Raw genomic sequence first — 20,255 nt, 5'->3', positions numbered from 1 at the left:
CACTTTTATTTTGATTCATTATTCTATCAGCATGCAAAGCAGTGTCATATCGTCGTTGATCTCAGCACCATCACGGAACTTCTCCACTTCTCTCTTCAGGAAAGCATCTACATCCCTGGCACTGGTAAGTACGTTATGACACAACAAATCCTGCAGACGCTCCTCGCCGAACTGTTCTTGCTGTTTGTTCTCTGCCTCTGTCAGTCCATCGGTATAGAACACCATTGGACGGCCTTTCAGGTTCTCAATCTCTTCGCCAACGAACTCCAACTCTGGCCACAAGCCAATAGGCGCATTGGGTTCCATCTCCAAATAACGGAAAGGATAGTTTCTATCAGTAACAGCTGACAAGGGGCTATCCATCACCAATGGAGGATTATGTCCTGCATTGCAGAAGTTCAACTTACCTGTCTTCAGATTAAGCAGACCCATAAACATGGTAACAAACATGCCCTGCTCATTGTTTTCAGTCAGCGCTGCATTCATACGAGTGGCAATCTCGGCTGGCATCATGTGCTGCGATGCCATAGTGCGGAACAGTCGAGTGGCCTGAGCCATAAAGAGCGATGCAGGAACGCCCTTACCACTCACGTCGCCTATGCAGAAGTATAGCGAGTCGCCCTCCAGGAGATAGCCATACAAATCGCCACCCACCTCCTTGGCCGTGATCATCGAGGCATGCAGATCCAATCCCTGACGCTCAGGGGCATGCTGCGGCACCATCGACATCTGGATGTCGCGGGCAATGCGGAGCTCACTTTCTATTCTTTCCTTGGCCGCTGTCGTCTCTTCCAACTGGTCGTAGGCCACCTGCAACTTCTCGTGTGCCTCTTCCAACTGACGGTGAGCATTCTTCAGGCGCTTGGCAGCACGAATGCGGAAGAAGATAATGATAGAGAAGGAGATGATTACCAGTGCCAGAGCCACCAACGAACTGAACATACGCTGGCGAGCCATATTGGCTTGCTGCATGGCTATCTGAGCCTCTTTCTGCTGTGTTTCATAGATGGTGGCCAACTCAGCAGCATCGTTCGATTTATTCTTGACGATGGCACTGTCCAAGGCATCACAGAGGTGCATGCCCACTGCCACTGCTGAGTCGCGACGCAATGCCCACGCATTGGCACGGAACTTAGGCAACAGGAAGAGTTGGATGATGTCCAGCGACTCACGCATGCCGTGCTCAGCCAGCATCTTGTCCAGGTTTTGATAGTTGTCGGCCGCTTCTTTATAGCGTCCGGCTGCCATCAGATAGTCGTTGGCATAAATCAGGGCAGAACTTGTCTTTGAGAAATCAGTAGCTTGGAACGACTGATAGGCCTTGGCTGCATCAGCAAGGTTACCCAAGCCTTGCAGGGCCACAGCTTTCATGATATAAACACGTCCGCGATATTCGTCAAAGTATTCGAGACGGGCATCGGGCATTTCGTGATAAAGGGTCAGCAACGAGTCTGTACGGTCAATCCATTGGGCAGCCTCAGCGAAATGTCGTGTGTTGATATAGGCCTGACTGGTGTAAACTGTGCCAAGCACGGCTTCCTGATAACCGCGACTGGTACTGTCTGTCTGCCAGCGGTTCTTATAGTGGCCGCGAGCTGTGGCAAAACTCTCCTTGGCCTCTTCATCATATCCCAGATAGAGTTGACAGCATCCAATATTATTGAGCAGGATGGCATAGTCGATATCCGAGCCGTAGCCCGACTCCTGTAATTTCTGAACGGCAGGCATGGCCACACGCAGTGAGCCCTCATAGTCGCCTTTTATCAACAGCAATTCAGACAAACGGCGTGCCGACTTGACATAGGCCAACGAATCCTGCGTGGTCTCGATAGCGCCGTCCATAACTTTTTTATAGTAGAATTCTGCCGAGCGATACTGTCCTTGTCTATAGTAGGCTGTACCACGCCAGCGGTCTGCATTCATCACAGAAATACTTCCCACGCGCTCAAGACTGTCAACCAGTGACACCATGTGCTCGTAGTCCTTCTGAACACCTGCTTCAAAGATGAGACTATCTGCCTGTCCACTCGTAAAATCCTGCGCTAACTTGTCCTCTTTGCACGAAAAAGTCAGTGCAAAGACAGCGGCAAGAAGAGTAAAAGGCAAAAATCTCGTATGTTTTCCCATATGCAATGATTTAGTATTCTGTTGCAAAGATATAGAAAAAACTCAGAACATCAAAATAATTTCATCATTTTTTCCAACTATCATAACGCCTTTTTACTTCATAACACCAAAAAGTATTTTACATATTGTTTTTCTTCCGCTCTTGCCATATCTCAACAGAGTTAATGATGTTCTGCCAGAGAATATAGCAACCTGGGCCCACTGACGACAACGGATTCAGATAGGTGATACCCAGCCAGATAGCGAAAGCGGTATTCTTCTGTCCAAGGGCCTGACCTGCTTCTTGTGTACGACCAAAGAAATGGCCAATGAAGCGACCAACGGCAAACTGGATTACGCACAGCAGCAAGCCTAAAAGGGCTATCACCACGAGCAACAACACGGAGGCTTCTGCATGTAGAATATTCTTCACAGTGGTACCCGTCACAATCATCAGCGAGCAGCCCCAGAGATAGAACGACAAGTCTTTGATGCTCACTATTTTTTTATGCAGGCGATGCATGGTATGTTTCACCACATAGGCTAGCAACATGGGCACCACCAATAGCACAACAACCTGATAGAGAATCTTCCAGAAGGCACTCATAAACGAGATATCGGCACCTTTCTCTATCATTGGAAAGCACACCGGGACCAATAGCACCGTGATAAAATTAGAAAGAAAAGTAAAGGTGGTGGTCTGTTCCAACGAACCGCCCAACTTCTGGGTCACAACTGCAGCGGCCGTGGCACAAGGTGCAATGATACACATCAGCAGGGCTTCCATCAGCACAAGTTTCTCGGCTTTCAGGTTCAATCCTAGTATCAACGCCATCACAATGCCAACGAACAGCAGGTTAAAGATACTCACCCACAGATGCCACCATACTGGACGCATCTTATGAAAATCGACTTTGCAAAAAGTGACAAAGAGTACCAGGAACATAAACATGGGTAGGATGGCCTCCATCACGGGGTCAAAGAACAGGGCAGCCTCGTCCAACTCTGGTACGTAGGCAAACACCAAATACAGCAGCGCTCCCGTACCCATCGACACGGGCAGCGTCCAGTCTTTCAAAAACTTAATTATCTTCATTGTCGGCGGCATAATCGTATTCAGAAGCTTATAATACTACGTTCCAGTGTTCTTTTCCTTTCCCTGCATAAATCCATAAAAGGGAATCAAGATGGATAGTGTTAGCGGAATTAATACCTTTCCACCCCATGAATCAGCATTAAGGAAACATATATATAAGGCTATGAGATATAACAGTAGAACAAAAAAAATAAATATCTTTCTGTTTTTAGATTTGCTATTATATCCTTCCTGAGAGGCATCGATTGTTTCTTGCTGACTTGATACCAGGAAATGGCTCCCATCAGCATTATACAACTCACTCATTCCGCTGATATCGAAATAGGCCAGGTCGAATTCTTTAGCTAGGTCGCGAGCCAATGCGCTTGTCTTATGAGCATCGGTCGAAGCGAGTGAGACATATATCATCTCTTTTCCAAAAGAATAATCGGCCTCAAGAAATTCTCCTGTATCCAGTTCTTCAGCTGCAGGTGCAAACTCACCATTCAGTGGACGAATATGATTCTTTATTTTCAGGAACCATTGTTGTAACACTGGAGAAGTCTGCTGATAATCTTCTTGCAAATATTGAACGGCATCGTTATACCACAATAGGAATTCCTTGCACGTTTCAAATCGCTTGTGATGATCAATGATTGCAATGTCGTAACTCATAATAATCTCAACAGGGCTTTATTCCTCTTTGTTGTTGGTTATCTGATTCTTTGGCCAGTTGACCAAAAAGACCTTTTCAGTGGCACGTGTGAGTGCCGTGTAGAGCCAATGAAAATAGTCGGGTCCCAACATATCGTCAGTGACATAGCCTTGATCGATATAGACGTGCGCCCACTGTCCGCCCTGCGTCTTATGACAGGTAGCCGCATAGGCAAACTTAATCTGCAGGGCGTTATAATATTTGTCTTGCTTGATTTTCTTAAGGCGGTCCGACTTATAGGGCACATCCATATAATCCTCCATCACCTTATCAAACAATTGCTGTTGTTGTTCGCGCGTCAGTGCTGGCGCCTCACTAGTCAATGTATCGAGCAAGACGGTAGCAGTAAGTTCGAAATCGTCATAGTCGGGCAAAGTCATCGTCACCTCGGCAAAACGGAAGCCATAGAGTTCGTGAACATGACGTACGCGTCGAACGATAGCAATGTCACCGTTGGCTATAAAAGGAATCTCCTTCGACTGCTCTGTCCAGTAATAATTGTTCTTCACAATCATGATGCGGTCGCCTGTGCAGAGTTCGTCTTCACGGTCGAGCACTGTATTGCGAATGCCTTGATTATAGATATTCGCCCGTTTGTTACTTCGTGTCACCACCATCGTGTCGTCCACACCCACCCTACTGTAACTGGTAGCCAGACTCTCGATAAGCTCGTCGCCAGGCATCACTTGGATATCGTCAAAGCCATCAAATCGAATCTTAGGCAATTGGCAATCTCCTTCTTCCGTCATCCAGCTTCCATCATCCATCATCCCTCTCACCTCCGTTGCATTCCACAGAATGCCTGAATCCTCGGCTTGACGCAGCACTTCGTTGAGGTCGCATTCATAAATAGAAAGTCCATAACTGCGCAGTATGTCGGTCATCAGGGCAGGACTCTCATCCTCGCCCACAGGGGGGAGCTGAGCCACATCGCCCACCAGCACCAGTCTGCAGTTGCGGCCGCTATAGACAAACTGGATGAGGTCATCGAGCAAACGACCTGTGCCAAAGGTATCAGAAAAGCCTTGGTTACTAATCATTGAGGCCTCGTCGACCATGAAGAGGGTCTCTGTGTTTTGGTTGATGTTCAGACTGAAAGCTGAGAGGTCGCCAGCCGTTTTCTGACGATAAATGCGACGGTGTATGGTGTAGGCCGCATGACCAGCATAGCCAGAGAACACCTTGGCGGCACGTCCCGTAGGGGCCATCAGCACGAGTTTCTGCTGCAGAGCCTTGAGAGTACGCACCACTGCCGCAGCCAACGTGGTCTTACCCGTACCTGCCGAGCCACGGAGCACAAACACCGTACGCTCATCGCGATCGGTGAGAAACTGAACAAAGTGTTGTATGGCACTCTCCTGCTCAACCGTGGGTATATGTCCCAGACTTGTCCGTAGCCTATTTATGAGTTCGTCCTGAATCATCTGTGCAAAGGTATAAAATAATTCATAATATTAATTCATAATTCATTATTATTTCGTACCTTTGCAAAAAATAACAACGAGGATGCCAGAAATAACAAGCAACAAGCAACGACTCACCATCCGCATAGGGCGCAACTCTATGTCGTTCTCGCAGGTGGCGGAGAATGAGAAAGACGTCATCTACGAACCGTATGTCATCAAAAGCGGTGTGTCGATGGCGGCCAATCTTCGTGAGGCGTTTAAGACAGCTGACCTGCTGTTGGACCCACCCGCCAGAGTAAGGGTGGTGCTCGACTCTGACGTGCTGATGGTGCCAGTGGAACTGTTTGACGAGAAGGACATCGACAAGATGTATAGTCACACCTTCCCCAAGAAAGAGCAGGACATCGTGTGCTATAATGTGTTGCCCGACCTCAATGCAGTGGCGGTATTTGCGATGAACAAGGACTTGCGACTGGTTATCGACGACCATTTCAAGGATGTGAAGGTTATCACGGCCATCTCACCAGTATGGCGTCATCTGCATCAGCGTAGCTATACCGGCACGCGCCACAAATTGTATGGCTATTTTCACGAGAAGCGCCTCGACATCTTCAGTTTCCAGCAAAACAGGTTTAAGTTCTGCAACACCTTCGAGGCGAGTCGTGCCAACGATTCACTCTATTTCCTGCTCTATGTATGGAAACAATTGCGCCTGCAGCCCGAGTACGACGAGTTGCATATCGTAGGCGAAATACCAGAAAAGGAATGGCTGCAGGCAGAACTGAAGAAATTCTTGCAGAACGCCTATATCATCAATCCCTCGGCCGACTTCAACCGTCATGCTATCACTGAGATTAAAGGCATGCCTTACGATTTACAGACACTGTATATCAAGGGAAGGTGATGAGTTAGTGGTTAGAGGTTAGTGGTTGGAAAATAGATATGAGAATCATTACAGGAAAATATAAAGGACGACATTTCGAGGTTCCGCGCTCGTTTAAGGCGCGGCCTACAACAGATTTTGCCAAAGAAAACATTTTTAATGTACTGACGCAGTATATCGACTTCGAGGAAGCTACAGCGTTAGACTTATTCTCTGGCACAGGCAGCATCTCCTTGGAGCTCATGTCACGTGGTTGCCAACAGGTAATCAGCGTCGAGATGGACCGCGATCATCACCGCTTCATCTGTGAGTGCATTAAGAAGTTGGGCGACGATAGTTGTATCCCTCTGCGTGCCGATGTTTTCCGATTCATAAAAAGCTGTCACCAGCAGTTCGACTTTATCTTTGCCGACCCTCCCTATGCCTTGAAGGACTTACCAAAGATTCCTGATCTTGTGTTTGAGAAAGGAATTTTGAAGGAGGACGGCATTTTCGTATTTGAGCACGGCAAAGATCATGACTTCTCAGCGCATCCGCACTTTGTGGAGCACAGAAGCTATGGCAGTGTCAATTTCAGTTTGTTTACATCAAAGGCGAAAGTAAACGCATAAACGACTCACCCAGGCGAGCAAAGAAACGTGGACGGATGAGCTTTGGCAAACTTGTCAAAGGAATGGTATGTTCTGCATCTTGCAGGAACACCTGCTTCATCTGCTGGGCCACGTCCTCGTCATAGACAAAGGTATTCGATTCAAAGTTATTCTCGAAGCTTCGGAAGTCAATGTTCGTAGAACCACAGGTACAGAGCGAGTCGTCACACACCATCATCTTGGCATGTAGGAACTTTTCCTCGTAGAGCATCACGCGGATGCCTGCCTCATGAGCCTCACGCAGATAGCTCCTGCTACCCCACTCCACAAACCAGCCATCCGTATTCTTAGGCACCATCACCCTCACATCAACGCCAGAAGTAACGGCTGTCTTCAGAGCAAAGAACACGGCATCGGTAGGCAGGAAATAAGGTGTCTGGATATAGACATACTTCTTGGCTCCCAAGATGATACGCACAAAACCCTGCATAATCTCAGGATAAGGAGCCAAGGGAGCCGAGGTAATGGTCTGAACCACGCACTGAGCATTATTATTCATCATAGCATGCTCATTGATGGGATAGTACTTACGATCACTGAGTAGCGTACGGTCAACAAAATACCAGTCAACCAGGAAAGCCCTCTGGATAGAGCAGACGCCACCACCCTCAATACGCAACATCGTGTCGCGCCACCCACGGTTGTTGCGACCTTTCACATAGCGGAGTGCAAGGTTCATGCCTCCTACATAGCCCACCTTACCATCAATCACAATGAGTTTACGGTGGTTGCGATAGTTCACCTTACGTGCAAAGGTAGGGAAACGAACAGGCAGGAAGGGCTCCACCTCAATTCCCTCAATACGCATACGCTCAAAGAATTCCTTCTTCACGCCCCAGCAGCCCACATCATCATAGATGACACGCACCTCTACACCCTCATGAACCTTATCAATCAAAGCATCTGAGATAAGTCGTCCCAAAGCATCGTCCTCGAAGATATACATATCGATATGTATATGATTGGTGGCCTGAGCAATATCGTGCAACAACGACGGAACAAAGTCATAACCACTAGTCAGGATTTCCACCTTATTATTATTAAAGGGCAAAGAAAAGCTTTGGTTCACAAAGAGATCCATCACTGAGCGATGCGACTCGGGCAGTTGCAAGTTACGCTGTTCCACAAACTCCAACATCGAGCGTTTGGTCAACTGGTCCATCGACCTGCTGCTCACCATACGTTCCCTGCGTGTATTGATGCCAAAGAACAGATAGGCCACCACGCCAGCAACAGGTACAAAATAGATGACCATAGCCCATGCCATCGTCTTGGAAGGTTGACGATTATCCATCACCACGTGAATAATAGTCGCGATGACTATTATCTGATAAATGAGGATTAAGATAGCTTGCCAGGTCATTGTTTTTGGGGGGTTAGAAGTTAGGGGTTAGAGGATCGGAAATCGTAAATCGAGGTTCATCACTCTATATCAATAAGTTTGTGGGTCTGTAGCGAAAGCCGCCATTGCGGATGCTGTTTGATATACTCTACACAGGTCTGCGTGATAACCTTGTTGCGCTGAGCGTCGCCTGTGTCGCAAGGCTGCAGGTAATAGTAGTCGGCCTCGAGCCCAAAGTCCGACACATGGTCGGCATCCGTAAAGACCACCTTCACCTCGCTGCAACGCTGGTGAACAGGCTTTTGCTTAGGCGATACCGTAAGCCAGTCGAGATTCTTGGGAGCAGGACGTGTGCCATTACTCTCCATGGCCACCTCATAGCCATGCTCATGCAGGAAGTCCACGAAAGTCTCATCAACCTGCAAGGTGGGCTCACCACCCGTCAGGACAACAAGAGGTTTGAGGCATGAGGTATGAGGTAAGAGTGCCTCAACCTCTGCCATTATCTCCTCACTACTCATCTCGCGATAGGTCTCAAATTCCGTATCGCAAAACGAGCAACGCAGGTTACAACCGGCAAAGCGGATGAAGACAGCAGCACGACCTGTGTTGCGTCCCTCACCCTGCAATGAATAGAATATGTTATTAATCCTCTTCATAGGCTGCCAAGTTGCCCTCACTCTCCTGCACCTCAGCACGGTAGCAGGTAGGAATCTGCTCTACACACCAACGGGCAATATTCTCTGCCGTTGGATTGAAGGGCAGTACATCGTTCAAATTCTGATGGTCTAACTTACCCTTGATATTACGTTTAATCTCTGTAAAGTCGACCACCATACCATTTTGGTTTAACTCCTTAGCACGGCAATAAAGGGTGATAATCCAATTGTGACCGTGCAAGTTTGAACACTTACTCTCATAGTCCAGCACCAAGTGATGGCTGGCTGATACTTCTAATTTTTTCTGAATGTAATACATAATTCGTTTTAGACAACGAGATCGGAGCCCAGGCGTTTCGCCAGTTCATCGCGAATCTCTTTGGTTTCCTTATGTTCTTTTAATAATTTCATCATTTTCTCAACATCAGAGCCCACCTGTTGCAACTGACGCTGAATCTCTTTCAATCTATTCTCTACAATGTTGAGGCGGAAGTCCATCACAAGATGAAGCACGCGCTGCCGCAACGACCCCTCGCGAGGTTCCAATACGAAGCGTCCACCCAACTGATGACGGTCGATGGCCAGGCGGGTGGCCAGTTGACTGACCTGCACATCGGCATGATTACAAAAATACGACTCGGCCTTGAAGTCAGGCTTCTCGCTCTGTTCTACAGCCTCAGCCAGTATCTGGTTGTGGATGGGAAGAGCAAATGAGAGTCCGTCCTGCGTCAGGTCGAAGTTCACATACTGAGCCACGTTGAGCGAGACGGTTCCACCATCCTCAGTCTCGATATTCTCGAAGATTATCTCCTCGCCATGGCGAACAATCTCGCGCACCAACATCTGCTCCACTTGCGAAGCCTGCTCCGTGGGTGAGTGTAGTGACAGCAAGTCGTCCTCGTTCACCTCAGGCCGTGGCAACTCCTGCTCTTGTTGGGGCTCGCGTCCCTGCTGTCGTGCGCTATCCTTCTCTTTATCCTCCAGGTTCTTCTGGATGAACTTATTCATCTCAACAATCAGCGTCTGCTCCTTCATATTGATACGATGAGCAAAGTCGCTGAGATAGGTTGAGCGCAGAATCTGATCAGGAATCACAGAAATACTCTTCACAATACCACCTATAGCCTCAGAGCGTTTCACTGGGTCAGTGACGTTCTCTACGGTGAGGCGACTCTTAAAGGTGATGAAGTCCGTTTGGTTCTCCTCGATATATTGCTTCAGTTCCTCTGTTGAGTGCTTGCGTGCAAACGAGTCAGGATCATCGCCATCAGGTAGCAACAGCACTTTGATGTTCATCCCCTCCTCCAGCAGCATGTCCGTGCCTCGCATGGCCGCATGGATACCTGCCTCATCGCCATCATAAAGCAGGGTGATATTATTCGTAAAGCGGTGCAGCATATGTATCTGGTAGGTAGACAGCGCCGTACCACTGTTAGCCACCACGTTTTCGATGCCAGCCTGATGCATGGCAATCACGTCGGTATACCCCTCCACCATGAACACGCGGTCTTCCTTCACGATGGCCTTCTTAGCCTGGTAGATGCCATAGAGTTCGCGCTCCTTGTGGTAGATATCCGAGTCGGGCGAGTTGACATACTTTTGTGCCACACCTTTTGTACGACTGTCCAGCACACGGCCCCCAAAAGCCACCACCTTGCCGCTCACATTGAACCAAGGGAAGATGGCACGACCAGCATATCGGTCATACACCCCTTTCTCGCCCTCGATACAAAGTCCCGTCTTCACTAGGAACTCAGGCTTATAGCCCTTAGTCTTAGAGGCCTGCGCCAATGCATCACGTTTCTGAGGCGCATAGCCCAATTGGAACTTCTCAATGATATCATCGCGCACGCCGCGACTGCGAAAATACTGCTTTCCTATCGCAATGCCATCAGGATCATTCTTCAGGATGTCGTGGAACCAGTCCTTCGCCCACTCATTGACGATGAACATCGACTCGCGCTCGCTCTGTGCCTCACGCTCCTCGTCAGTCATCTCCTTCTCGACGATCTCGATATTGTATTTCTTAGCTAGCCAACGCAGCGCCTCAGGATAGGTTATCTGCTCATGTTCCATCAGGAAGTTGGCAGGCGTGCCACCCTTGCCACAAACAAAGCAGTGGCAGATATTCTTCGACGGCGACACCATAAACGACGGGTTACGATCGTCGTGGAACGGACACAGGCCTTTGTAGTTCACGCCACTCTTCTTGAGTGTCACGAACTCCCCCACCACGTCAACGATACGGGCAGCATCGATAATCTTGTCAACCGTCGCTCTGTCTATCATTCCGATTTAGTTCTTAGGTAAGGTGAATACAAAGCGTGCACCCTCATTATAAGTTGTATCGAGCATCACATCGCCACCCAAACGGCGCGCTATGCTGCGAGCCACAGTAAGGCCCACACCTGTACCTTCGTAATATTCGTCCAACTGCACAAACTCCTCGAAGATATGCTCAGCCTCCTCGGCAGGCACACCCTTACCAGTATCCTCAACGATGAACTTCACAAACAAGTTATCGTCAGAAGGTTTCACCAAGAAGCGGATAAATCCCTGCTTCAGGTCCGCACCCTGTGGATGCATAAACTTCACAGCATTATCCAACAGGAACTGGATAACGCGAGTAGCCTGCTTAATATTCGTCTTCAACGTCACCATCTGGACTGCAGGATCGGCAGCATAGTCGAAGGTAATGTGCTGCTGTCTGTTGACAGATGCCAACGTGATGGCCTCTTCGGCAATACGTACAGGCGACACATCGTCAGTACGTTCAATAATCGTCTCGCTGCTGGCCTCGCTGAGTTCCAGCATCTTGTTCACCAGATTGGTGATACGGTCCGTACTCTCCACGATACGGTGGTTAATACTCTGACGCGTAGCCTCATCGAGCGAGGCGCCACTCGTTGTCAGAATCTGGGAGAAGCCCGACAACACATTCAATGGAGTGCGGATCTCGTGCGATATCTGATGGATAAAGTCAGTCTTCATCCTCAGCGAAGCCTCCGCCTTTTCACTGGCAATACGCAGTTCCTTATTGCGCAGCGCCAGTTCCCTATTCTTGAATCTCAGTTTACGCGCTGAATACCAAACAAGGAGCATGATAGCAAGCAGACACACAGATGCCACCGTCGTGATAATCGTTATAAAGCGGCTGCGCTGCCAGGCCGAGTGAGCCTCCATAGCCTCCAGTCGCGACTCACGTTCAGTGTTCACAGTCTCCAGTTCATCAACCTTAAACATGGTGCGAAGCTCATTGAGTTGCGTACGCGTGTTGGCGCGATTCAACGAGTCGCTCAGCAGGTAAGTACGTGCATACATCTGTGCAGCTTCTTTAAAGCGCCCTGCCTGCATCAGAATGTCTGCTCTCTGTTTATGTACAGGCACCAGTGTCGGCTTGTCGTCAATGAAGTTACACATTCTCAACCGTTCAGCATTCAACTGCAGCGCCTCGTCATATCTTCCCTGCAGCATACGCAACTGGGCACGATAGAACAGCAGATACATATATTCATATCTGTTCTTGTCCTTAATAAAACGCTCTGCATCATTCAGATATCGTTCCGCATCATTCAGGCTATTCCTGCCCAGTGAGCCCTGCACGCATGCAATGAAATAGTTAGCCAGTGCCACGTTCTTTTCGTCAGGAGAAAGACTCTTCATCTGCTTCTGCATCACCTGATACCACTGAAGAATGGTCTGGTCCAACTTATCAAATCGCTTTAGAGCCTCCAGCGCGTCGCAGTAGTAAGGATAAATATCCAACAGCACTGACTCGTCAATCTTCAGCATCAGGGGGATACTCTTCTCGTAGGCATCGGCCGACTCCTCATAGTGACTCATGCTGAAGTACACATTACCCATATTGAAATAGGCCATCGACTTGCCATAGTCAGAGCCGCGCTTACGAGCCTCCTGATACATCAGCTTCGTTTCGCGCAGAGCCTGGTTATACTGTCCTGTATAGTGATAGGCACCAATAAGCATGTGCCACGCCTGCATCTTACGGCGCACCATGTGATGCTTCTCGCACAAGTCCATCATCTCCTGCGCCAGCGGAAATACCGAATCGTAGACAGCCTCGTTAAAGAACTCCAGCATGTGGTCAATACGCGCATCGGCATCCTTTTCCAATGCGTTGTTTCTCGATGGAGAGTCAATCTGTGAAAATCTGTCATCAGACCCAAACGCGCTTAGCGCTACTACCAATAGCAGCGCGCTCATCGCCAAGCGACATTGTCCGATGTATCGAATCATATCTATTACCTTCTTGATATACATTACTTCTTAAGATACTTAGCCAGTGTGCTGCCGTTGGCCTTCAGACCCTTGGCAAACGACTTTGCATTCATTTGTGCGCCCAATTTCGAAGCGTGGGTGTGGTCCTTCTTAAAATAAAGACCTGCTTTTTCTTTAATCTGGGCCATCTCTGCCTTTGCCTTCTCTTTGTCATCAGAGAGACGTTTCTTTGCATACTTCTTATCGAGGAAGTCGGCACTGATGTTGTGCAAATCGACGAACTCCACACCCGTTTCCTTCACCACCTCACGATACCATTTGCCATACGAGTCGTCGCGACGCTCGATCTTGCCGCCAGGCCATTCGTTGCGAGGTGTCAGACTCACAAGGATGGGCGTAGCACCCTTCTCGCGACAGTCGTCAATCATCTTCTTCAGATACCAGCCAAAACTATAGACCACCTCATAGGTACCGTTGTCCAAACGATACACGTGCAGCGTATCCTTCGACTCAGCAATCACACCACGTGCCTTCGCATCCGTAATCGGACAGATATCGTTATGTCCAAACTGAATTGTCACGAAGTCGCCAGGCTGCAGCGAGTTATATACCTTCTCCCACAAGCCCTCACGAATAAAGCTACGCGTAGAACGACCAGCACGAGCTGCATTCACTAACGTAATTTTCGACTCATCGAACACTGTCTGCGCCTGCGAGGCCCAGCCCCACATGCCGTCTTCCTCCTTATCGGCGTTCTTTACTGTCGAGTCGCCTGTGAAGAAGACAACAGGCTTACCCTTCTCGCGACGGTCGTTATAGTTATCTCCCACGACGCCCTGCATCATGGCCTTCAAAGGCAGCAGCTGTGGGTTATTGCTCTCCCACAGTCCCTCAGCTGCAGAGCGTGCATTCATCTCGGCGCCAAACTTCGACGTATGAATCTTGTCGCCCATGAAGTGGTACTGCTGCTTCCAGCGACTATAGGTATCCAACTTCGCCCCACTGATCTCGTTTAAGTCAACAAAGGGCACAGCCTCCACGGCAGCAACGTAGGCCGCCCACTCCGTCTGAGCCTTGCGCACAATCTTACCCTTGTCGTCAAAGGCATCACGTGGTGTCAGCGACATCAGGATGGGGTTAGCCCCCTTCGCACGAATCTCGCTGATATACTTGCGCAGGTAGGTGCCATACGAATAGACGGTGTCTTGCTTCTGTGTGCGCTGGTTAAAACCCACATAACATGTATCTGGGTCCACGCCAGGAATCACGGCACGTGCCCGCTTCTGGTCAAAGAACTCGCCATTGTCGTTATGACCTATCGACACGATAACCCAGTCGCCAGGCTTCAAAGCCTGACGGATGGCAGGCCATAGGTCCGTATAGAACGTACGGGTGCTCATCCCCCCCAGTGCTTGGTTCTCGACAGCTATTTTCTGTGCGTTAAAATACTTGGGAAAGTAGTATCCCCAGCCCCATTGGCCGTTGTTTCCATTACCCAGCGTGCCATTGCGCATGGTGGAATTGCCAACAAGGAACAAAACAGGCTGCTCTCCCTTGCGAGTGCTGCCTGGTGCAGGGCGCGACATCAGCGCCTTTGCTATGGAGTCAGGGGTGTTGTCCACCACCTTGTTCACGTCTTCTATAGGGTCAGGCAGGTTATCAAACCCCTGTGCGCCCACACCGAGTGCCAATCCTGCCGCCGCTATCGTAGATAGTAGTCTTTTCATAAAGTTTGCTTTTCAGGGTGCAAAGTTACTAATAACCTGCGAGAAAACCAAATTTTCAATTGCACAAAATAGCCGAATTGTGCACGTTTAAGCCAAGTTTGTGCAATTTTTACACTTTTTACTTTGCCAATTAGGAGAAAAGTACTACCTTTGCACCGCTTTTTGCAAAATTTTGAATATTCATTATTGAACATTATAAATAATATGGCTTTGAAAATTGTTGTGCTGGCCAAGCAAGTGCCAGACACCCGTAACGTGGGTAAGGATGCAATGACTGCCGAAGGCACCGTAAACCGTGCTGCCCTGCCCGCCATCTTCAATCCAGAAGATTTGAATGCCCTGGAGCAGGCCCTTCGCCTGAAGGAGCAGAACCCAGGCTCAACAGTAGGAATCCTCACGATGGGTCCTCCACGTGCAGGTGAGATTATCCGTCAGGGATTATATCGTGGCGCAGATACAGGTTGGTTGCTGACCGACCGTCTCTTCGCTGGTGCTGATACCCTCGCTACTTCTTATGCACTGGCTACTGCCATCAAGAAGATTGGCGATGTTGACATCGTTATCGGTGGTCGTCAGGCTATCGATGGTGATACCGCTCAGGTAGGTCCTCAGGTGGCTCAGAAGCTGGGCCTGAACCAGGTAACTTACGCTGAGGAGGTTCTCTCAGTAAAGGATGGCAAGGCAACTATCAAGCGTGTGATCGACGGTGGTGTTGAGACCGTAGAGGCTCCTCTGCCTGTTGTTATCACTGTAAACGGAAGCGCTGCTCCTTGTCGCCCACAGAACGCTAAGCTGGTGATGAAGTACAAGCGCGCTACCTGTCCTATGGAGCGTCCTGCCGAGGGTACTGCCTACGACTATCTGTACGAGCAGCGTCCTGAGCTCACACTCAACCAGTGGAGCGTGGCTGATGTGGATGGCGATGTAAACCAGTGCGGTCTGAGTGGCTCACCTACCAAGGTAAAGGCCATCAAGAACATCGTGTTCCAGGCTAAGGAGTCGAAGACTTTGACGGCTTCTGATGCTGATATCGAGGGAATGATCAAAGAATTGTTGGACGAGAAGATTATTGGCTAAGCTCGACGCTCGCGTCAAGATTTTCACAGAAAATATAGATATGAACAACGTATTTGTATATTGCGAAATTGAAGGTACTCAGGTACAGGAAGTATCTCAGGAGCTGCTGACCAAGGGTCGTAAGCTCGCCAATGAACTGAACGTAGAGCTCCATGCTATTGTTGCCGGTACTGGCATCAAGGGTAAGGTTGAGGATCAGATTCTGCCTTACGGTGTCGATAAGCTGTTTGTTTTCGACGCTAAAGACCTGTTCCCTTACACCTCTGCTCCCCACACTGATATTCTGGTTAACCTCTTCAAGGAGGAGCAGCCTCAGATCTGTCTGATGGGTGCTACCGTTATCGGTCGCGACCTCGGTCCACGTGTATCGTCATCACTGACCTCTGGCCTGACTGCCGACTGCACAGAGCTGGAGATTGGTCCTTTCGAGGATAAGAAGAACAACAAGACATACGAGAATCTGCTTTATCAGATTCGTCCTGCTTTCGGTGGTAACATCGTAGCTACCATCGTCAACCCCGACCACCGTCCTCAGATGGCTACTGTACGCTCTGGCGTGATGCAGAAGGCCCTGTACGAGGGCGAGTGCCGCAAGGAGGTTGTTTATCCTGAGGTAAGCAAGTATGTTAGCCCCGAGGCCTTCGTAGTAAAGGTGCTCGATCACCACGTTGAGGCTGCCAAGCACAACCTGAAGGGTGCTCCTATCGTTGTTGCTGGTGGTTATGGTGTTGGCTCTAAGGAGAACTTCGACATGCTGTTCGAGTTGGCTAAGGTGCTCCATGGTGAGGTTGGTGGTAGCCGTGCTGCTGTCGATGCTGGCTGGCTGGATCACGACCGTCAGATTGGTCAGACTGGTGTTACTGTTCACCCCAAGGTATATATTGCCTGCGGTATCTCTGGACAGATTCAGCACATCGCTGGTATGCAGGATTCTGGTATCATCATCAGCGTGAACAGCGATCCCGATGCACCTATCAACAAGATTGCCGACTACGTCATCGTTGGTACCGTTGAGGAGGTTGTTCCAAAGTTAATTAAGTACTATAAGCAGAATAGCAAATAATTATGGCAAACTATTATAGCGATCATCCTGAGATCGGGTTCTACTTGAACCACCCCCTGATGGCTCGTATCGTTGAGCTGAAAGAAAAGGGTTTCGCTGATGCGAAAGAATATGACTATGCTCCCGTTGACCTGGGCGATGCCATCGAGAACTACAAGCAGATTCTCGACATCACTGGCGATGTGGCTGCCAACATCATCGAGCCAAACTCTGAGAGCGTCGACCTGGAAGGTCCACACCTCGAGAATGGTCGTATGATCTACGCCTCTAAGACTTACGAGAACCTCGACGCCACCCGCAAGGCTGGTCTGTGGGGTGTTTCTATGCCTCGTCGTTACGGCGGTCTGAACCTGCCTAACACCGTGTTCTCTATGCTCTCTGAGATGATTTCTTCTGCCGATGCCGGTTTCCAGAACATCTGGAGCTTGCAGAGCTGTATCGATACTCTTTACGAGTTCGGTTCTGAGGAGCAGCGCCAGAAGTATATCCCCCGCGTTTGCGCTGGTGAGGGTATGTCTATGGACCTGACTGAGCCTGATGCTGGTTCTGACCTACAGCGCGTGATGCTGAAGGCTACCTTCGACGAGAAGGAGAACTGCTGGCGCCTGAACGGTGTTAAGCGCTTCATCACCAACGGTGATAGCGACATCCACCTCGTGCTGGCTCGTTCTGAGGAGGGCACCAAGGACGGACGTGGTCTGTCTATGTTCATCTACGACAAGCGCCAGGGCGGTGTTGACGTTCGTCACATCGAGCACAAGCTGGGTATCCATGGCTCACCTACCTGTGAGCTCACCTATAAGAATGCTAAGGCAGAGCTCTGCGGTAGCACACGTCTGGGTCTGATCAAGTACGTGATGGCGCTGATGAACGGTGCTCGTCTGGGGATCGCCGCACAGTCTGTAGGTGTTGAACAGGAGGCTTACAACGAGGGTCTGGCTTACGCTAAGGAGCGCCAGCAGTTTGGTGATAAGATCATCAACTTCCCCGCTGTTTACGATATGCTCTCTCGCATGAAGGCTAAGCTCGATGCTGGTCGTTCATTGCTGTACGAGACAGCCGCTTACGTTGATATCTACAAGTGTCTTGAGGATATCGAGCGCGACCGCAAGCTTACACCAGAGGAGAAGCAGGAGTTGAAGAAGTACCAGCGCTTGGCTGATGCCTTCACACCACTGGCCAAGGGTATGAACTCTGAGTATGCCAACCAGAACGCTTACGATGCTATCAGCATCCACGGTGGTTCAGGTTTCATCATGGAGTACAAGAGCCAGCGCCTGTTCCGCGACGCACGTATCTTCTCTATCTACGAGGGTACCACTCAGTTGCAGGTTGTAGCTGCTATCCGCTACATCACTAACGGCACTATGCTCCAGAACATCAAGGAGATGGCTGCAAGCATCGAGTGCTGCGACTGCGTAGCTGGTCTGAAGGCTCGCGTTGAGAAGCTCATTCCTGTTTACGAGGAGGCTCTCGCTGCTGTTAAGGCTCTTGACAATCAGGATGCTCACGACTTCCTGGCTCGTCGTCTATACGACATGACTGCCGAGTTGGTAATGAGTCTGCTCATCATCCGTGATGCCAGCAAGGCTCCTGAACTCTTCAAGAAGAGTGCTAACGTATACGTTCGCATGACCGAGGAGGATGTACTTGGCAAGGCCGCTTACATCAAAGCCTTCCAGGTAGAGGACCTTGTTAATTTCAAGGCAAACGATGAAGAGGTTGAGGCTTAATCAGCCCTCATCCAAATAAAAAATAATCCGATGAATCTTTTGGTTCATCGGATTTTTTTGTATCTTTGCCCACAACATACCAACAAATTGAGTACTATGGAACAAGGAATCATTTTTGAGATTTGTGGCTGGGTGGCCACCATCGGCATGATATTAGGCTATTTACCACAAGCCATCACAACTATCCGCACACGCAATACGGATGGCATTGCACTGCCCACCTTTCTGATGATGGCGGTGGGAGGCTTTGCCTTTATGCTGCAAGGACTGCTTCACGAACCAAACATTCTATGGGCACTGTTTCTGACCAACCTTGTGACCACGACGTGCAGCTGCATCGTGTTTGGCATCAAGATGTATAACGACTACTTTAGTTAAATTTATACCTCAAACCGATAAGTCCGATGCCCTGCTCACCCACACCGAGTTCAACAAAGGCGCGCAGCTGACGAGCACCCACCTCCATACCAAGAAGCGAGGCCTGCCAATTAAAGTGGAACACAGACTCGCTATTACCGTCGTAGATCTCGTGGCGGATGGTGGCGCCAACACCAAACTTGGAGTACATGCCAAAATTGTTGGAACGCAGCCAATCGAACTTAACGCCAGGCATCAGGGTGTAGTAGGCTTGCGTGAGTTCTCCTTTTTTGGTACTGCCAGTCATTACGTCCTGCGTATTTTTGCCATAGACCGCGATGCCGCCTATGCCCAGCCACTCCTTTGGATGATAGAAATATTCAACTGAAAAAGGACCAGTGAATGTTTCATTCTCGTAGGTTACATTGCCCACAGTGACAATGGTGGTAGCGATATGCTCGAAGGCATTCACCCATTGGGAATTAGAACCAGCACCATAACTCACAGCCACCTCGTGTCGAGGGAAGTCTTCGGTCTGTGCCTGAGCGCACACAACGGTCATCAGCCCCATCAGGGCCATCAAGATTGTTTTTTTCATGTTATTAAGTTATTTAATTTTAATGATTTAAAAGTTCTCTTTCAGTATCTTTTCTATCAACGGTGGATAGTATTTCATCTCGAGCACATGTTCTTTGGCGGCGATATCGTCGGCAGAATCATCAGGACTCAACGCCACGCGATACTGGGCAATAATCTCGCCACCATCACAGACATGTGTCACCCAATGTACAGTCATGCCCGTCTCTGTTTCGCCAGCAGCCTTAACAGCTTCGTGTACGTGGTGCCCCCACATGCCCTTGCCTCCATACTTGGGCAACAGCGAAGGGTGAATATTAACGATGCGACGCGGGTAGGCATCTACCAGATAATCAGGAATCAATGGAAGGAAGCCTGCCAGCACGATGAAGCGGACATCATACTCGCGTAACAGGGGTATCATCACCGCAGCGTCGTTCAACTGAGCCTTGGTCACCACTTGCGTCCTGACACCCAAGCGTTGAGCCTTCTCCAACACAGGAGCATCGGCTTTATTGCAGACCAGCAAAGGCGTGCATACCAGCTCCGAGTCGTGGAAATAGCGGATGATGTTCTCTGCATTCGTTCCGCCACCCGAAGCAAAAATAGCAATATTCATTTTCATCTAAATCAAGATATTGTCATTT

General features: G+C 49.3%; 18 protein-coding genes. 6 read left to right on the top strand and 12 right to left on the bottom strand.

What is annotated here, in order from left to right; genetic code table 11:
• Nucleotides 1-18 precede the first annotated feature (18 nt).
• The 4 genes from M1D30_RS02610 to M1D30_RS02595 all read right to left on the bottom strand — a co-directional run bounded on the left by M1D30_RS02610 (nucleotide 19) and on the right by M1D30_RS02595 (nucleotide 5,320).
• Complete coding sequence (locus tag M1D30_RS02610) at nucleotides 19-2,127, bottom strand: PP2C family protein-serine/threonine phosphatase (RefSeq protein WP_248505976.1); 2,109 nt, start codon at nucleotides 2,125-2,127, stop codon at nucleotides 19-21.
• A gap of 118 nt (nucleotides 2,128-2,245) precedes the next feature.
• A complete protein-coding gene (locus tag M1D30_RS02605; protein WP_248505974.1) occupies nucleotides 2,246-3,202 on the bottom strand; it encodes a transporter in 957 nt (318 codons plus the stop codon).
• A 36-nt stretch (nucleotides 3,203-3,238) separates the two neighbouring features.
• Nucleotides 3,239-3,856 carry a hypothetical protein gene (locus tag M1D30_RS02600; RefSeq protein WP_248505972.1) on the bottom strand — a complete coding sequence of 206 codons (618 nt, stop codon included), beginning with the start codon at nucleotides 3,854-3,856 and terminating at the stop codon, nucleotides 3,239-3,241.
• A gap of 18 nt (nucleotides 3,857-3,874) precedes the next feature.
• Nucleotides 3,875-5,320, bottom strand: a complete 1,446-nt coding sequence (locus M1D30_RS02595) for an ATP-dependent RecD-like DNA helicase (protein ID WP_248505970.1) — start codon at nucleotides 5,318-5,320, stop codon at nucleotides 3,875-3,877.
• Nucleotides 5,321-5,402: 82 nt separating this feature from the next.
• Between M1D30_RS02595 and M1D30_RS02590 the strand changes: the two genes are divergently transcribed.
• Both M1D30_RS02590 and rsmD read left to right on the top strand, forming a co-directional pair.
• Complete coding sequence (locus tag M1D30_RS02590) at nucleotides 5,403-6,206, top strand: DUF3822 family protein (protein ID WP_248505968.1); 804 nt, start codon at nucleotides 5,403-5,405, stop codon at nucleotides 6,204-6,206.
• A gap of 38 nt (nucleotides 6,207-6,244) precedes the next feature.
• Nucleotides 6,245-6,796, top strand: coding sequence for a 16S rRNA (guanine(966)-N(2))-methyltransferase RsmD (rsmD, locus tag M1D30_RS02585; RefSeq protein ID WP_248505966.1), 552 nt, complete (start codon nucleotides 6,245-6,247; stop codon nucleotides 6,794-6,796).
• On the opposite strand, the gene cls is transcribed toward rsmD, so the two are convergent.
• The 6 genes from cls to M1D30_RS02555 are packed head-to-tail and all read right to left on the bottom strand — an operon-like array spanning nucleotide 6,768 to nucleotide 14,802.
• On the bottom strand, nucleotides 6,768-8,198 hold the full coding sequence (cls, locus tag M1D30_RS02580) for a cardiolipin synthase (protein WP_248505958.1): 1,431 nt from the start codon (nucleotides 8,196-8,198) through the stop codon (nucleotides 6,768-6,770). The two genes, rsmD and cls, sit on opposite strands and share 29 nt — an antisense overlap.
• Before the next feature lie 59 nt (nucleotides 8,199-8,257).
• The gene (locus M1D30_RS02575) at nucleotides 8,258-8,836 is read right to left on the bottom strand and encodes a radical SAM protein (protein WP_248505957.1); all 579 of its coding nucleotides are present in this window, start codon (nucleotides 8,834-8,836) and stop codon (nucleotides 8,258-8,260) included.
• Nucleotides 8,823-9,155, bottom strand: coding sequence for a 6-carboxytetrahydropterin synthase (locus M1D30_RS02570; RefSeq protein WP_248505955.1), 333 nt, complete (start codon nucleotides 9,153-9,155; stop codon nucleotides 8,823-8,825). Before M1D30_RS02570 ends, M1D30_RS02575 begins: the two co-directional genes overlap by 14 nt.
• A gap of 8 nt (nucleotides 9,156-9,163) precedes the next feature.
• Nucleotides 9,164-11,125: a DNA primase gene (gene dnaG, locus M1D30_RS02565; RefSeq protein ID WP_248505953.1), complete on the bottom strand. Its 1,962-nt coding sequence runs from the start codon at nucleotides 11,123-11,125 to the stop codon at nucleotides 9,164-9,166.
• Between the two features lie 6 nt (nucleotides 11,126-11,131).
• A complete protein-coding gene (locus tag M1D30_RS02560; protein WP_248505951.1) occupies nucleotides 11,132-13,093 on the bottom strand; it encodes an ATP-binding protein in 1,962 nt (653 codons plus the stop codon).
• Nucleotides 13,094-13,116: 23 nt separating this feature from the next.
• Complete coding sequence (locus M1D30_RS02555; protein ID WP_248505949.1) at nucleotides 13,117-14,802, bottom strand: GDSL-type esterase/lipase family protein; 1,686 nt, start codon at nucleotides 14,800-14,802, stop codon at nucleotides 13,117-13,119.
• Between the two features lie 204 nt (nucleotides 14,803-15,006).
• Here M1D30_RS02555 and M1D30_RS02550 point away from each other — a divergent pair, with 204 nt between their 5' ends.
• From M1D30_RS02550 to M1D30_RS02535, 4 genes are all read left to right on the top strand, one after another.
• Nucleotides 15,007-15,879 (top strand): electron transfer flavoprotein subunit beta/FixA family protein, encoded by an 873-nt coding sequence (locus tag M1D30_RS02550; protein WP_013064028.1) that lies wholly within the window; start codon nucleotides 15,007-15,009, stop codon nucleotides 15,877-15,879.
• Nucleotides 15,880-15,919: 40 nt separating this feature from the next.
• Entirely contained in the window at nucleotides 15,920-16,942 is a 1,023-nt protein-coding gene (locus M1D30_RS02545; protein WP_248505947.1) for an electron transfer flavoprotein subunit alpha/FixB family protein, read from the top strand.
• Nucleotides 16,943-16,944: 2 nt separating this feature from the next.
• Entirely contained in the window at nucleotides 16,945-18,675 is a 1,731-nt protein-coding gene (locus tag M1D30_RS02540; RefSeq protein ID WP_248505945.1) for an acyl-CoA dehydrogenase family protein, read from the top strand.
• A gap of 96 nt (nucleotides 18,676-18,771) precedes the next feature.
• Nucleotides 18,772-19,053, top strand: a complete 282-nt coding sequence (locus M1D30_RS02535; protein ID WP_248505943.1) for a SemiSWEET family sugar transporter — start codon at nucleotides 18,772-18,774, stop codon at nucleotides 19,051-19,053.
• On the opposite strand, the gene M1D30_RS02530 is transcribed toward M1D30_RS02535, so the two are convergent.
• Together M1D30_RS02530 and M1D30_RS02525 are read right to left on the bottom strand one after the other, a co-directional pair.
• Nucleotides 19,046-19,630, bottom strand: a complete 585-nt coding sequence (locus M1D30_RS02530) for an outer membrane beta-barrel protein (RefSeq protein WP_248505941.1) — start codon at nucleotides 19,628-19,630, stop codon at nucleotides 19,046-19,048. The two genes, M1D30_RS02535 and M1D30_RS02530, sit on opposite strands and share 8 nt — an antisense overlap.
• A gap of 27 nt (nucleotides 19,631-19,657) precedes the next feature.
• Nucleotides 19,658-20,227: a phosphoribosylglycinamide formyltransferase gene (locus tag M1D30_RS02525; protein ID WP_248505940.1), complete on the bottom strand. Its 570-nt coding sequence runs from the start codon at nucleotides 20,225-20,227 to the stop codon at nucleotides 19,658-19,660.
• Nucleotides 20,228-20,255: the final 28 nt, after the last annotated feature.

It is taken from the genome of Prevotella sp. E15-22 (assembly GCF_023204875.1).
GTDB lineage: Bacteria > Bacteroidota > Bacteroidia > Bacteroidales > Bacteroidaceae > Prevotella.
This window is presented reverse-complemented; position numbering and strand designations above follow the sequence as displayed.